Below are 12,095 nucleotides of genomic sequence, written 5' to 3'. Positions count from 1 at the left end.
CTCTGTGAGTTCGAGGTGGTTATGCAAGCGCAAACAGCGACAAGGCAACATAACACTGGCGGCAGCTTGCGATTCAACGGGATCGGCAAGACCTTTCCCGGCGTGCAGGCCCTGGCCAATATCAGTTTCGTCGCCCATCCAGGGCAGGTTCATGCCTTGATGGGTGAAAACGGCGCGGGCAAGTCCACGTTGCTCAAGATCCTTGGCGGCGCCTATATCCCGAGCAGCGGCGACTTGCAGATCGGTGAGCAGACGATGGCGTTCAAAGGCACCGCCGACAGTATCGCCAGCGGTGTGGCGGTGATTCACCAGGAGCTGCACCTGGTGCCGGAAATGACCGTCGCCGAAAACCTGTTCCTTGGCCATTTGCCGGCGCGTTTCGGCCTGGTCAATCGCGGCGTGCTGCGCCAGCAGGCGTTGGCGCTGCTCAAAGGCCTGGCGGACGAAATCGACCCGCAGGAAAAAGTCGGTCGTCTGTCCCTCGGCCAGCGCCAGTTGGTGGAAATCGCCAAGGCCTTATCCCGTGGTGCCCACGTCATTGCTTTCGACGAACCGACCAGCAGCCTCTCGGCGCGGGAAATCGACCGTTTGATGGCGATCATCGCCCGCCTGCGGGACGAGGGCAAAGTGGTGTTGTACGTCAGCCACCGCATGGAAGAAGTCTTTCGAATCTGTGATGCGGTGACGGTGTTCAAGGACGGTCGTTATGTCCGGACCTTCGAAAACATGAGCGAGTTGACCCATGATCAACTCGTCACTTGCATGGTCGGTCGAGATATCCAGGACATCTATGACTACCGTCCGCGTGAGCGTGGCGATGTGGCGCTGCAGGTGAAAGGGCTGCTGGGGCCGGGCCTGCGCGAGCCGGTGAGTTTCGAGGTGCACAAGGGTGAAATTCTTGGCCTCTTCGGGCTGGTCGGCGCCGGTCGTACCGAGCTGTTTCGCTTGCTCAGTGGCCTGGAGCGCCAGAGCGAGGGAAGCCTTGTCTTGCACGGCAAGGAACTGAAACTGCGTTCGCCACGGGATGCCATCGCCGCTGGCGTGCTGCTCTGCCCGGAGGACCGCAAGAAGGAAGGCATCATTCCGTTGGGCAGTGTCGGCGAGAACATCAACATCAGCGCGCGTCCGTCCCATTCGACCCTCGGCTGCCTGCTGCGCGGCGAATGGGAGCGGGGCAATGCCGACAAGCAGATCAAGTCGCTGAAAGTGAAGACCCCCGCGGCGAGCCAGAAAATCATGTACCTGTCCGGCGGTAACCAGCAGAAGGCGATCCTCGGGCGTTGGCTGTCGATGCCGATGAAGGTCCTGCTGCTGGACGAGCCGACACGGGGCATCGACATCGGTGCGAAAGCCGAGATCTACCAGATCATCCACAACCTGGCGGCCGATGGCATCGCCGTGATCGTGGTGTCCAGCGACCTGATGGAAGTGATGGGCATTTCCGACCGGATCCTGGTGCTGTGCGAAGGGGCCATGCGCGGCGAGCTGCCGCGTGACCAGGCCAACGAATCCAACCTGCTGCAACTGGCGCTGCCGCGCCAACGCGTTGCCGACGCGGCGAACTGAGAGGTAATCATGACCATTCAAAACAATGCACTGCCAACGGCACGCAAGCCCCTCGACCTGCGCCGCTTCCTCGACGACTGGGTCATGCTGCTGGCGGCTATCGGGATCTTTGTGCTCTGCACCCTGATGATCGACAACTTCCTGTCGCCGCTGAACATGCGGGGCCTGGGCCTGGCGATTTCCACCACCGGCATTGCCGCCTGCACCATGCTTTATTGCCTGGCTTCCGGGCACTTCGACCTGTCGGTGGGCTCGGTGATTGCCTGTGCCGGCGTGGTCGCTGCCGTGGTAATGCGCGACACCAACAGCGTGTTCCTCGGGGTCAGCGCGGCGCTGGTGATGGGGCTGATCGTCGGTCTGATCAACGGCATCGTCATCGCGAAACTGCGAGTCAATGCGTTGATCACGACGCTGGCGACGATGCAGATCGTTCGCGGCCTGGCGTATATCTTCGCCAACGGTAAAGCGGTCGGCGTGTCCCAGGAATCGTTCTTCGTCTTCGGCAACGGCCAGCTGTTTGGCGTGCCGGTGCCAATCCTGATCACGATTGTCTGCTTCCTGTTTTTCGGCTGGTTGTTGAACTACACCACCTACGGGCGCAACACCATGGCCATCGGCGGCAACCAGGAAGCGGCGTTGCTGGCGGGGGTGAACGTTGATCGCACCAAGATCATCATCTTCGCCGTGCATGGCGTGATTGGCGCGTTGGCGGGTGTGATCCTGGCGTCGCGCATGACCTCGGGCCAACCGATGATCGGCCAGGGCTTCGAGCTGACGGTGATCTCGGCCTGTGTATTGGGCGGGGTTTCGCTGAGTGGCGGGATCGGCATGATTCGCCACGTCATTGCGGGTGTGCTGATCCTCGCGATCATCGAGAATGCGATGAACCTGAAGAATATCGACACGTTCTACCAGTACGTCATCCGTGGTTCGATCCTGTTGCTGGCGGTGGTGATCGATCGGTTGAAGCAGCGCTGAAGATCGCTGGCGACTGACCTACCGCTATCGCGAGCAAGCTCGCTCCCACAGGTTGCGTGCCAGGCCTCGTTACCTTGGCATAGCGCAGACCAGTGTGGGAGCGAGCCTGCTCGCAAAGAGGGCAGCAGATCCGATATCTACTTGGCAGACCCGCCGCTTTCGCGAGCAGGCTCGCTCCCACAGGGTTGTGCCGGGCGCAGAAACACTAGCGCACCGCAGATCCTGTGTGGGAGCGAGCCTGCTCGCGAAGGCGTGCTTGCTGACGCCAACTATTATTACCCAGCCTTGCGCAACGCCTCGACCAACTCCTGCTTGCGCATCTTAGAGCGTCCGGGAATGTTTTTCGTCCGGGCTTCCTTCATCAGGCTGTCCACCGTCTGAGCCTCATGGGAGGCTTTGCTGGTGCGCGGGTGGCCTTCACGCGACTTGACGGCGCGCCGGGCCGATTCCTTGCGATCGGATTGCTTGGCCTCGGCGGGTTTTTTCTTGCCGGACCCACCGGAGCGTTCGCCACCCCCGGACTGCTTATTGACGGTCGCCCAGGCCCGAGCTTCGGCCTTGCCCTCCGGCACGCCTTTTTGCTCATAACTCTCTTCGATGTGCTCGGCCTTGCGCTTTTGCTTGTCGGTGTATTTGTCTTTGCTTCCACGAGGCATGAACTGTTCCTCCTCTGGCGTGTGAGCAGAGTCACCTGCGAGCCAGGCTATTGGTTGGCGCCACCTTCCGAACCGGAACCGCCGGTGGTGGTTTTCGAACCCACGCCGGTGTCGGCGTTATCCGGAGCGGTGGAGTCCGGGGTGTTCATGCCGCCCTGGCGACCGGTGTCATTACCCTGGACCCGTGGATCGGTGCCCGTGGCGGGCGGCTGGCCATTGTTCAAGGTGCCGCCGGTGCCGTCGGTATTCAGCTTGGGCAAGCCTTGGGTGGCGGGCGAATTCGGTGCCTGTACCGGATCGGTCGGGCCGGTCCCTGAAGTCGTGGCCGCGAAAGCCGCCGAGGACAACAAAGCGGCAAATGTGAACGCAGTCAGCCTGGAACTGATCATGGTGTAGCCTCCGTTTTAGGAATGCTTGCCTGATTTTTGGCCGCGCGGGAGCGGGGTTGGTGCCTTGATGGCGACGAACGGCGCTATGAAAGTTGTCTCCAGAAGATGTGACGAGCGCCGCGCAGCGGCTTAGTATGGTGCTTTCAATTGGCTACAAGGCCCGTTCATGTCGATCGAGATCCGTCCTGCGCAACCCAGCGATGCGCCGCAAATCCTTGCCTTCATCACTGAGCTTGCCGATTACGAAAAAGCCCGCCACGAAGTCATCGCCAGCGTTACCGATATCGAGCGCAGCCTGTTCAGCGAAGGCGCAACCGCCCATGGGTTGATGTGCCTGCGTGATGGCGTGCCGATCGGCTTCGCAGTGTTTTTCTTCAGTTACTCCACCTGGCTGGGCAGCAATTGCCTGTACCTCGAAGACCTCTATATCACTCCCGAACAACGCGGCGGCGGGGCGGGCAAGACGTTGTTGCGGCATCTGGCGAAGATCGCCTGCGACAACGACTGCGGTCGCTTCGAGTGGAGCGTCCTGGATTGGAACACCCCGGCCATCGAGTTCTACAAATCCCTTGGCGCGCAACCCCAGGAAGAATGGGTGCGCTACCGCATGGATGGCAAGGTACTGCGGGATTTCGCCAACGGCAATTGAGGCTTACGAGTAGGCGCTGGATGCGTACTCGGCAAATCCGGGACGCTGTTCGAGCCGCTTGCAATATGCGGCCACGGCTGGATAGTCCGGACGCTCCATGGGCGTCTGGCGCCAGCGGTGCGCGGACAGGCCGATAAGCACGTCCGCCAGGGAAAATTTCGCGCCGGCCACATAGGCGCCGGTGTGATTCAACTGCTGCTCGAGCAACCCCATCTTCTCGTTCCAGCCTTTAACCCCGGCAGCGATGAGCTGTGGGTCCTGGAAATCCGGATGTTTGCGCACCAACCCATAAAACGCATCCCCCCACGACGGATTGAGCTCCGTGGCTTGCCAGTCCATCCACTGCTCGACGCGCGCGCGGGCGGCAGGTTCGATGGGCAACAGGTCGTCGCGCCCATGCTTGCCAACCAGGTAGCGGCAAATAGTGTTCGACTCCCAGAGCACGCCGTTCTCATCAATGATCACCGGCACCTGGGCGTTGGGGTTGAGGGCCAGGAATGCAGGATCATGGGTCGACGCAAAGCCGATACCCCAATCTTCGCGTTCGTAAGGGATGCCCAGTTCCTGACAGGTCCAGAGTACTTTTCTGACGTTGATCGAAGAGGTGCGGCCGAGGATCTTCAGTGAGTGTTCCATTTTTTTGTCCCTGATGTTTGGCGTCCGGTCAAAAAACGTAGCAGGGTCTCATGCAGATAGCGATGGTTTTACGGGATGCTTTTATATCCCAATATATGGGAGTGATATTTATATATTGAGATTTTCCGGCGCCCGGGTTTATATTCCGCTTCACTCACTGCCAATAAACAAAACAGGTGAAGCGGATGCAGGCGCAATTGATAGCGCTCGATTGGGGTACGACCTCATTACGAGCTTACAAACTTGCCGCTGGAGGCGAGGTGCTCGAACAGCGTTCGCTGTCGTCGGGGATCATGCAGTTGCCGTCCGGGCCGCGCACGGTTGCCGGCCAGGCGTGCAACAACGGTTTCGAACTGGCCTTCGATGAAGCCTGCGGCGACTGGCTCGATGCGCAGCCAGGTTTGCCCGTCATCGCTTGTGGCATGGTCGGCAGCGCCCAGGGCTGGCGTGAAGCGCCTTACTGCGACACGCCGGCAAACGTCGCCAACCTCGGACATTCCCTACAGGTCATCCGCAGTCTTCGCGGAGTCGATGTGCACATTGTGCCGGGAGTGATCCAACGTTCCCGGCTGCCCAATGTCATGCGCGGCGAAGAAACCCAGGTGCTCGGTGCGTTGGCCAGCCTGCCGAACGAAGCGGTGCTGATCGGCCTGCCGGGCAGCCATTCGAAATGGGTGGAAGTGGCCGATGGCTGCATCGTGCATTTCGACACCTTCATGACCGGCGAGATCTTCGCCGTGCTCAGCGACCACAGCATTCTCGGCCGCACCCAGCAACGCGGTGTGGCGTTCGACGGCGCGGCGTTTGATCGTGGCGTGCAGGTAGCGCTGTCGGTAGACGGCCAGATCGGCCCGCTGTCCACGGTATTCAGCGCCCGCAGCCTGGGCTTGACCGGCGAACTCGGTGCCAGCGCCCAGGCCGACTATCTTTCCGGCCTGCTCATCGGCCATGAACTGACCGCCCTGGCCGCCGTGCAGCGGCAGCGACGCAACAGCGTGCATCTGCCAACGGTGGTGCTGATCGGCAACTCTCAACTATGTGCCCGCTATCAACGGGCTCTCGACGCCTGCGGGTTCGCCCGCGTGACCCTGGCCGAACAGGCCACCGAACGCGGGCTGTGGCAACTGGCCGTGGCGGCCGGGCTGCTCGATTCCACCGCATCGCGCTAAACCTCACTGGAGACTTGAAATGCTCACCCAAGCACTGGCGCAAAACGGGCTGATCGCGATCTTGCGCGGCCTACGTCCCGAAGAGGCGGCCGCTATCGGCGAAGTCCTTTATGACGCCGGATTTCGCGTCATCGAAGTACCGCTCAATTCTCCTGAGCCGTACGAAAGTATCCGCATCCTGCGCAGCACGTTGCCCGCCGATTGCCTGATCGGTGCCGGCACAGTGCTCACACCGGAGCAGGTCGAGCAGGTGAAAGCGGCTGGCGGCCAGGTGATCGTCATGCCCCACAGCGATCCAAAGGTGCTGCGCGCGGCGAAAGCGGCGGGCCTGTACCTGTCGCCCGGCGTCGCCACGCCCACCGAAGCCTTCGCTGCGCTGGCCGAGGGTGCTCATGTGTTGAAGATGTTTCCGGCCGAGCAGATGGGCCCGGCAGTGGTGAAGGCCTGGCTTGCGGTGTTGCCGGCCGGGACCGTGCTGGTGCCGGTGGGCGGGATCACGCCGGACAACATGGCGGTGTTCATCGAGGCTGGCGTCAAGGGTTTCGGCCTCGGTTCCGGGCTGTTCAAGCCGGGCCTGACAGTGGACGAAGTGGCGGTGCGCGCCAAGGCCTACGTGGCCGCATGGAACGCTTTGAGCTGAAGACTTTCCCAGCGCCCCGCGCGCTGCATCCGACAAGAGAGACAAGAAGATGAAAATCACCAAGTTGACCACCTTTATCGTTCCGCCGCGCTGGTGCTTCCTCAAGGTCGAGACCGACGAGGGCGTGACGGGTTGGGGCGAGCCGGTGGTCGAAGGCCGTGCCCACACGGTGGCGGCCGCCGTCGAGGAATTGTCCGACTACCTGATCGGCAAAGACCCGCGCAACATCGAGGACATCTGGACCGTGCTCTATCGCGGCGGTTTCTACCGCGGTGGTGCCATTCACATGAGCGCGCTGGCCGGTATCGATCAGGCGTTATGGGACATCAAGGGCAAGGCCTTGGGCGTGTCGGTCAGCGATCTGCTGGGCGGCCAGGTGCGCGACAAGATCCGCGTGTATTCGTGGATCGGCGGCGACCGCCCGGCGGACACCGCCCGAGCGGCGAAAGAAGCCGTTGCACGGGGCTTCACTGCGGTGAAGATGAACGGCACCGAGGAGCTGCAATTTCTCGACACGTTTGAAAAAGTCGACCTGGCCCTGGCCAACGTGGCGGCGGTGCGCGATGCGGTCGGGCCGAACGTCGGCATTGGGGTGGACTTCCACGGCCGCGTGCACAAGCCGATGGCCAAGGTACTGATGAAGGAGCTCGACCCTTACAAGTTGATGTTCATCGAGGAGCCGGTGCTCAGCGAAAACTACGAAGCGCTCAAGGAACTGGCACCCCTGACCAGCACGCCGATCGCCTTGGGCGAACGGTTGTTCTCACGCTGGGACTTCAAACGGGTGCTCAGCGAAGGCTACGTGGACATCATCCAGCCGGATGCCTCCCACGCCGGCGGCATCACCGAAACCCGCAAGATCGCCAACATGGCCGAGGCCTATGACGTGGCGCTGGCGTTGCACTGCCCGCTGGGCCCGATCGCGCTGGCGGCGTGCCTGCAGCTGGACGCGGTTTGCTACAACGCGTTCATCCAGGAGCAGAGCCTGGGCATCCATTACAACGAGAGCAACGACTTGCTGGATTACATCAAGGATCCGCAGGTGTTCGACTATGACAAAGGCTTCGTGAAGATCCCCAACGGCCCGGGCCTGGGCATCGAGATCAACGAGGAATACGTCATCGAGCGCGCGGCCATCGGCCACCGCTGGCGCAACCCGATCTGGCGCCATGCCGATGGCAGTTTTGCCGAGTGGTGAATGCCTGGCCGCCCACTTTCCCCCGTGGCGAGGGAGCTTGCTCCCGCTGGGCTGCGCAGCAGTCGCACAAGCATCAACTCATAAACCCAGGGGCTGCTACGCAGCCCAGCGGGAGCAAGCTCCCTCGCCACGGTAGTGACGTGACCGCTCAAGAGTTTCACCCTCAATAAACATAAAAAGAGGCACCTCACATGCAAGCGCACACCCTGAGCGCGCAGGCGTCGTTGGTGACGCCCAGCCGCAAACGTTTTTTCATCATGGTCCTGCTGTTCATCACCGTGGTGATCAATTACCTGGACCGCAGCAACCTCTCGATTGCCGCCCCCGCACTGACCAGCGAACTGGGGATCGATCCGATCCATGTCGGGCTGATTTTCTCGGCGTTCGGCTGGACCTACGCCGCCATGCAGATTCCCGGTGGCTGGCTGGTGGACCGCGTGCCGCCACGCATTCTCTACAGCGTGGCGCTGCTGCTCTGGTCGGTGGCCACGGTGATGCTCGGTTTCGCTGCCAGCTTCATCGCGCTGTTTGTCCTGCGCATGGCCGTCGGCGCCCTGGAGGCGCCGGCTTATCCGATCAATAGCCGCGTGGTCACCACTTGGTTTCCCGAGCGTGAACGGGCCACGGCAATCGGTTTTTATACGTCCGGGCAATTTGTCGGCCTGGCATTCCTGACGCCGGTCCTGGCCTGGCTGCAGCATGCCTTCGGCTGGCACATGGTGTTCGTCGTGACCGGTGCCGTCGGCGTTCTCTGGGCGGTGATCTGGTACGCGGTGTATCGCGAGCCGCGGGATTTCAAAGGCGCCAACGCCGCTGAAATCGAACTGATCCGCGAAGGCGGCGGGCTGGTGGATATCCAGGCCGAGACGGCCAAGGCCAAGGCGAAATTCAGCTGGACCGATCTCGGCATCGTCCTGACCCAGCGCAAGCTCTGGGGGATTTACCTGGGCCAGTTCTGCCTCAACTCCACGCTGTGGTTCTTCCTGACGTGGTTTCCGACCTACCTGGTGAAATATCGCGGCATGGATTTCATCAAATCCGGCTTGCTGGCGTCGCTGCCGTTCCTCGCGGCGTTTGTCGGCGTGTTGTGTTCCGGGTTCTTCTCCGACTGGCTGATTCGTCGCGGCGCCACAGTGGGGTTCGCGCGCAAGCTGCCGATTATCGGTGGTCTGTTGATTTCCACGGCAATCATCGGCGCCAATTTCGTCGAGTCGACGCCGCTGGTGATTGCATTCCTGGCCCTGGCCTTCTTCGGCAACGGCCTGGCGTCGATCACTTGGTCGCTGGTATCGACTCTGGCGCCGGCACGGCTGTTGGGGTTGACCGGTGGGGTGTTCAATTTCATCGGCAACCTGGCGGCCATCGCCACGCCGATCGTCATTGGTTTTCTCGCCAGCGGCGATTCGTTTGCCCCGGCCATCACCTACATCGCCGTTCTGGCGTTGATTGGCGCGCTGTCCTACATTCTGCTGGTCGGGAAAGTCGAGCGCATCGAGTTGTAGTCCCGAGGGGCGGGCGACCATAATGCCGCCCGTTCCCCCGCTCACTGTGAAAGGCCGGATATGCAGCAAGACGATCCAAAAATCACCAAGGACGCCGCGCCTACAGGCACCCAGACATTGCTGCGTGGCCTGGGCGTGGTCCAGGCGGTCGCCAGCGGCGCCCGTGACTTGAAGGAAATCGCCCGGCTGATCGGCACCACCCGCAGCACCACCCATCGCCTCGCCAGTTGCCTGGTGGACGAGCGTTATCTGCGCGTGGTGCCGCAAGTGGGCTATCTGCTGGGGCCGAAGCTGATCGAGCTGGGTTTCCAGGCGCGGGAAGAACTGCCGTTGGTGAGTCTGGCGGGGCCGTACCTGGACGAGCTGTCGGCGCTCACCGGAGACACCGTCCACCTGGCGATTCGCGAGGGCGACGAGGTCCTGTACCTGTTGAAGAATCCGGGCCGCAACGGACCGGAAATGCGCTCACGGGTGGGCCACCGCATGCCACTCGCGCGCACCGGGATCGGCAAGGCGCTGATGCTCGATGACTCCCAGGAACAATGGAAAAGGCTGTACGAGATCAGCCTTCCGGCGGGTGGGAAGAATCAGTTCTGGCCCCAGCATCAGGAACAGTCCTGGGAGCAGTTCCAGCAACGAATGGTGGAATACGTAGCAGGCGGCTATGCCTTCGACCTCGAAGACAACGAACCGTCGATTCGTTGCGTGGCGGCACCGATCCGCGACGCCGGCAAGCGTATCGTCGCCGGTATCAGCATCGCCAGCACCGTGCCATACATGCCGCTGGAAAAGATGGCCGAGCTGATTCCCCTGGTCAAAGGCGTCACCGCGCGGCTGTCGGCGGAGCTGGGCGCCAAGGTCTGACGGCCGTCACTCATGGTGTTGGGGTGTTTTTTGATGGCAGGCAACAAAAAGGCCCCCATTCGGGAGCCTTGATGTTCAGCGGATCGGCTTACATGTTCGGGTAGGTCGGTCCGCCGGCGCCTTCCGGCGTGACCCAGGTGATGTTCTGTGCAGGGTCCTTGATGTCGCAGGTCTTGCAGTGAACGCAATTCTGGGCGTTGATCTGGAAGCGCTTCTCACCGTCTTCCTTGGTGATCACTTCGTACACGCCGGCCGGGCAGTAGCGCTGGGCCGGTTCGTCGTACAGTGGCAGGTTCTTGCCGATCGGGATGCTCGGGTCGGTCAGCTTCAGGTGGCAAGGCTGTTCTTCTTCATGGTTGGTACCGGAGATGAACACCGAACTGAGCTTGTCGAAGCTGATCTTGCCGTCCGGTTTCGGGTAGTCGATCTTCTTGCAATCGGCCGCCAGTTTCAGGCACGCATAGTCCGGCTTGGTATCGCGCAGGGTGAACGGAATCTTGCCGCCGAAGATGTTCTGGTCGAGCCAGTTGAAGCCGCCTCCGACGATCGCGCCGTATTTGTGGATCGCTGCGCCGAAGTTGCGACTGGCGAACAGTTCTTCGTACAGCCAGCTGCTCTTGAAGCCATCGACATAGGCGGTCAGTTCGTCACCGCCTTCGGACTCGGCGAACAGGCGATCGGCCACTGCTTCGGCAGCGAGCATGCCGGACTTCATTGCGGTGTGGCTGCCCTTGATCTTGGCGAAGTTCAACGTACCGAGGTCGCAACCGATCAGCGCGCCGCCCTTGAAGACCATTTTCGGCAACGAATTCAGGCCGCCCTTGGCGATGGCGCGAGCACCGTAACTGACGCGCTTGCCACCTTCCAGGTACTGCTTGAGCACCGGGTGATGCTTGAGGCGCTGGAACTCGTCGAACGGCGACAGAAAGGTGTTGCTGTAGGAAAGATCGACGATCAGACCGACCACCACCTGATTGTTTTCCAGGTGATAAAGGAACGAGCCGCCGGTGTTTTCGGTGCCCATGATGTCCAGCGGCCAACCGGCGGTGTGCACCACCAGGCCAGGCTGATGCTTGGCCGGGTCGATTTCCCAGATCTCTTTCAGACCGATGCCGTAGTGCTGGGTGTCGGCCTCGCTGTCCAGGTTGAAGCGCTTGATCAGTTGCTTGCCGATGTGACCACGGCAGCCTTCGGCGAACAGCGTGTACTTGCCACGCAGTTCCATGCCTGGGGTGTAGAGGCCTTCCTTCGGGTTGCCTTCACGGTCGACACCCAGGTCGCCGGTGATGATGCCGCGAACCACGCCGTTTTCATCGAACAGTGCTTCCTGGGCGGCGAAGCCAGGGTAGATTTCCACGCCCAGGTTCTCGGCCTGCTGGGCCAGCCAGCGGCACAGGTTGCCCAGGGAAATAATATAGTTGCCTTCGTTGTGCATGGTCTTGGGCACAAAGAAGTCGGGGATTTTGCTCGCCGCCTCGGCGTTTCGCAGGACATAAATGTCATCGCGCACCACCGGCGTGTTCAACGGCGCGCCGAGTTCTTTCCAGTCCGGGAACAGTTCGTTCAGGGCACGCGGTTCGAACACCGCGCCGGAGAGAATGTGCGCACCGACCTCGGAGCCTTTTTCGACCACGCAGACGCTGATTTCCTTACCGGCTTCGGCGGCCTTCTGTTTCAGTCGGCAAGCGGCAGACAGGCCAGCGGGGCCGGCACCGACGATGACCACGTCGAATTCCATGTATTCGCGTTCCACAGGCTATCTCCTACTCAAGGCTCTACAGTTTTTTCTAATTGGAGGTTTGGCGTTGCATCCGTTATTTCCTTCGCCGAGCGACGAAAGCGACAATG

The 12,095-nt window shown here is 61.4% G+C and carries 12 protein-coding genes; 8 read left to right on the top strand and 4 right to left on the bottom strand.

The features are described from left to right. The first annotated feature begins 21 nt into the window (after positions 1 to 21). Positions 22 to 1,566 carry an L-arabinose ABC transporter ATP-binding protein AraG gene (araG, locus tag J3P89_RS20470; RefSeq protein WP_434695489.1) on the top strand — a complete coding sequence of 515 codons (1,545 nt, stop codon included), beginning with the start codon at positions 22 to 24 and terminating at the stop codon, positions 1,564 to 1,566. 9 nt (positions 1,567 to 1,575) lie between these two features. Further along, positions 1,576 to 2,544, top strand: a complete 969-nt coding sequence (gene araH / locus J3P89_RS20465) for an L-arabinose ABC transporter permease AraH (RefSeq protein WP_305496039.1) — start codon at positions 1,576 to 1,578, stop codon at positions 2,542 to 2,544. Between the two features lie 275 nt (positions 2,545 to 2,819). Here the strand turns inward: araH and J3P89_RS20460 are convergent, their stop codons facing one another. Both J3P89_RS20460 and J3P89_RS20455 read right to left on the bottom strand, forming a co-directional pair. Then, entirely contained in the window at positions 2,820 to 3,200 is a 381-nt protein-coding gene (locus J3P89_RS20460) for a Rho termination factor N-terminal domain-containing protein (protein WP_434695488.1), read from the bottom strand. Positions 3,201 to 3,247: 47 nt separating this feature from the next. After that, complete coding sequence (locus J3P89_RS20455) at positions 3,248 to 3,589, bottom strand: hypothetical protein (RefSeq protein ID WP_305496037.1); 342 nt, start codon at positions 3,587 to 3,589, stop codon at positions 3,248 to 3,250. A gap of 166 nt (positions 3,590 to 3,755) precedes the next feature. Between J3P89_RS20455 and J3P89_RS20450 the strand changes: the two genes are divergently transcribed. Next, positions 3,756 to 4,238: a GNAT family N-acetyltransferase gene (locus J3P89_RS20450; protein ID WP_434569340.1), complete on the top strand. Its 483-nt coding sequence runs from the start codon at positions 3,756 to 3,758 to the stop codon at positions 4,236 to 4,238. 3 nt (positions 4,239 to 4,241) lie between these two features. On the opposite strand, the gene J3P89_RS20445 is transcribed toward J3P89_RS20450, so the two are convergent. Beyond that, on the bottom strand, positions 4,242 to 4,874 hold the full coding sequence (locus J3P89_RS20445; protein ID WP_434695487.1) for a glutathione S-transferase family protein: 633 nt from the start codon (positions 4,872 to 4,874) through the stop codon (positions 4,242 to 4,244). A gap of 185 nt (positions 4,875 to 5,059) precedes the next feature. Between J3P89_RS20445 and J3P89_RS20440 the strand changes: the two genes are divergently transcribed. The 5 genes from J3P89_RS20440 to J3P89_RS20420 all read left to right on the top strand — a co-directional run bounded on the left by J3P89_RS20440 (position 5,060) and on the right by J3P89_RS20420 (position 10,247). Next, entirely contained in the window at positions 5,060 to 6,043 is a 984-nt protein-coding gene (locus J3P89_RS20440) for a 2-dehydro-3-deoxygalactonokinase (RefSeq protein ID WP_434695486.1), read from the top strand. 19 nt (positions 6,044 to 6,062) lie between these two features. Continuing rightward, positions 6,063 to 6,683: a 2-dehydro-3-deoxy-6-phosphogalactonate aldolase gene (locus J3P89_RS20435; protein WP_434653189.1), complete on the top strand. Its 621-nt coding sequence runs from the start codon at positions 6,063 to 6,065 to the stop codon at positions 6,681 to 6,683. A 49-nt stretch (positions 6,684 to 6,732) separates the two neighbouring features. Next, positions 6,733 to 7,881 (top strand): galactonate dehydratase, encoded by a 1,149-nt coding sequence (gene dgoD / locus J3P89_RS20430; RefSeq protein WP_003179439.1) that lies wholly within the window; start codon positions 6,733 to 6,735, stop codon positions 7,879 to 7,881. Positions 7,882 to 8,072: 191 nt separating this feature from the next. Further along, positions 8,073 to 9,383 carry an MFS transporter gene (locus J3P89_RS20425; RefSeq protein WP_434695485.1) on the top strand — a complete coding sequence of 437 codons (1,311 nt, stop codon included), beginning with the start codon at positions 8,073 to 8,075 and terminating at the stop codon, positions 9,381 to 9,383. Positions 9,384 to 9,443: 60 nt separating this feature from the next. Then, positions 9,444 to 10,247 (top strand): IclR family transcriptional regulator, encoded by an 804-nt coding sequence (locus J3P89_RS20420; protein ID WP_013693986.1) that lies wholly within the window; start codon positions 9,444 to 9,446, stop codon positions 10,245 to 10,247. Between the two features lie 88 nt (positions 10,248 to 10,335). Here J3P89_RS20420 and J3P89_RS20415 read toward each other — a convergent pair whose 3' ends face one another. Then, entirely contained in the window at positions 10,336 to 12,000 is a 1,665-nt protein-coding gene (locus J3P89_RS20415; RefSeq protein ID WP_434625132.1) for an electron transfer flavoprotein-ubiquinone oxidoreductase, read from the bottom strand. Positions 12,001 to 12,095 lie beyond the last annotated feature (95 nt).

The organism is Pseudomonas sp. Z1-14, from assembly GCF_051132005.1.
Classification (GTDB): domain Bacteria; phylum Pseudomonadota; class Gammaproteobacteria; order Pseudomonadales; family Pseudomonadaceae; genus Aquipseudomonas.
This window is presented reverse-complemented; position numbering and strand designations above follow the sequence as displayed.

Bases quoted from the DNA above. Each gene is read 5' to 3' on its own strand.
- J3P89_RS20445 (WP_434695487.1), bottom strand. From the start codon at position 4,874: ATGGAACACTCACTGAAGATCCTCGGCCGCACCTCTTCGATCAACGTC.
- J3P89_RS20455 (WP_305496037.1), bottom strand. From the start codon at position 3,589: ATGATCAGTTCCAGGCTGACTGCGTTCACATTTGCCGCTTTGTTGTCC.
- J3P89_RS20435 (WP_434653189.1), top strand. From the start codon at position 6,063: ATGCTCACCCAAGCACTGGCGCAAAACGGGCTGATCGCGATCTTGCGC.
- J3P89_RS20460 (WP_434695488.1), bottom strand. From the start codon at position 3,200: ATGCCTCGTGGAAGCAAAGACAAATACACCGACAAGCAAAAGCGCAAG.
- J3P89_RS20420 (WP_013693986.1), top strand. From the start codon at position 9,444: ATGCAGCAAGACGATCCAAAAATCACCAAGGACGCCGCGCCTACAGGC.
- J3P89_RS20425 (WP_434695485.1), top strand. From the start codon at position 8,073: ATGCAAGCGCACACCCTGAGCGCGCAGGCGTCGTTGGTGACGCCCAGC.
- araH (WP_305496039.1), top strand. From the start codon at position 1,576: ATGACCATTCAAAACAATGCACTGCCAACGGCACGCAAGCCCCTCGAC.
- J3P89_RS20440 (WP_434695486.1), top strand. From the start codon at position 5,060: ATGCAGGCGCAATTGATAGCGCTCGATTGGGGTACGACCTCATTACGA.
- J3P89_RS20450 (WP_434569340.1), top strand. From the start codon at position 3,756: ATGTCGATCGAGATCCGTCCTGCGCAACCCAGCGATGCGCCGCAAATC.
- araG (WP_434695489.1), top strand. From the start codon at position 22: ATGCAAGCGCAAACAGCGACAAGGCAACATAACACTGGCGGCAGCTTG.
- dgoD (WP_003179439.1), top strand. From the start codon at position 6,733: ATGAAAATCACCAAGTTGACCACCTTTATCGTTCCGCCGCGCTGGTGC.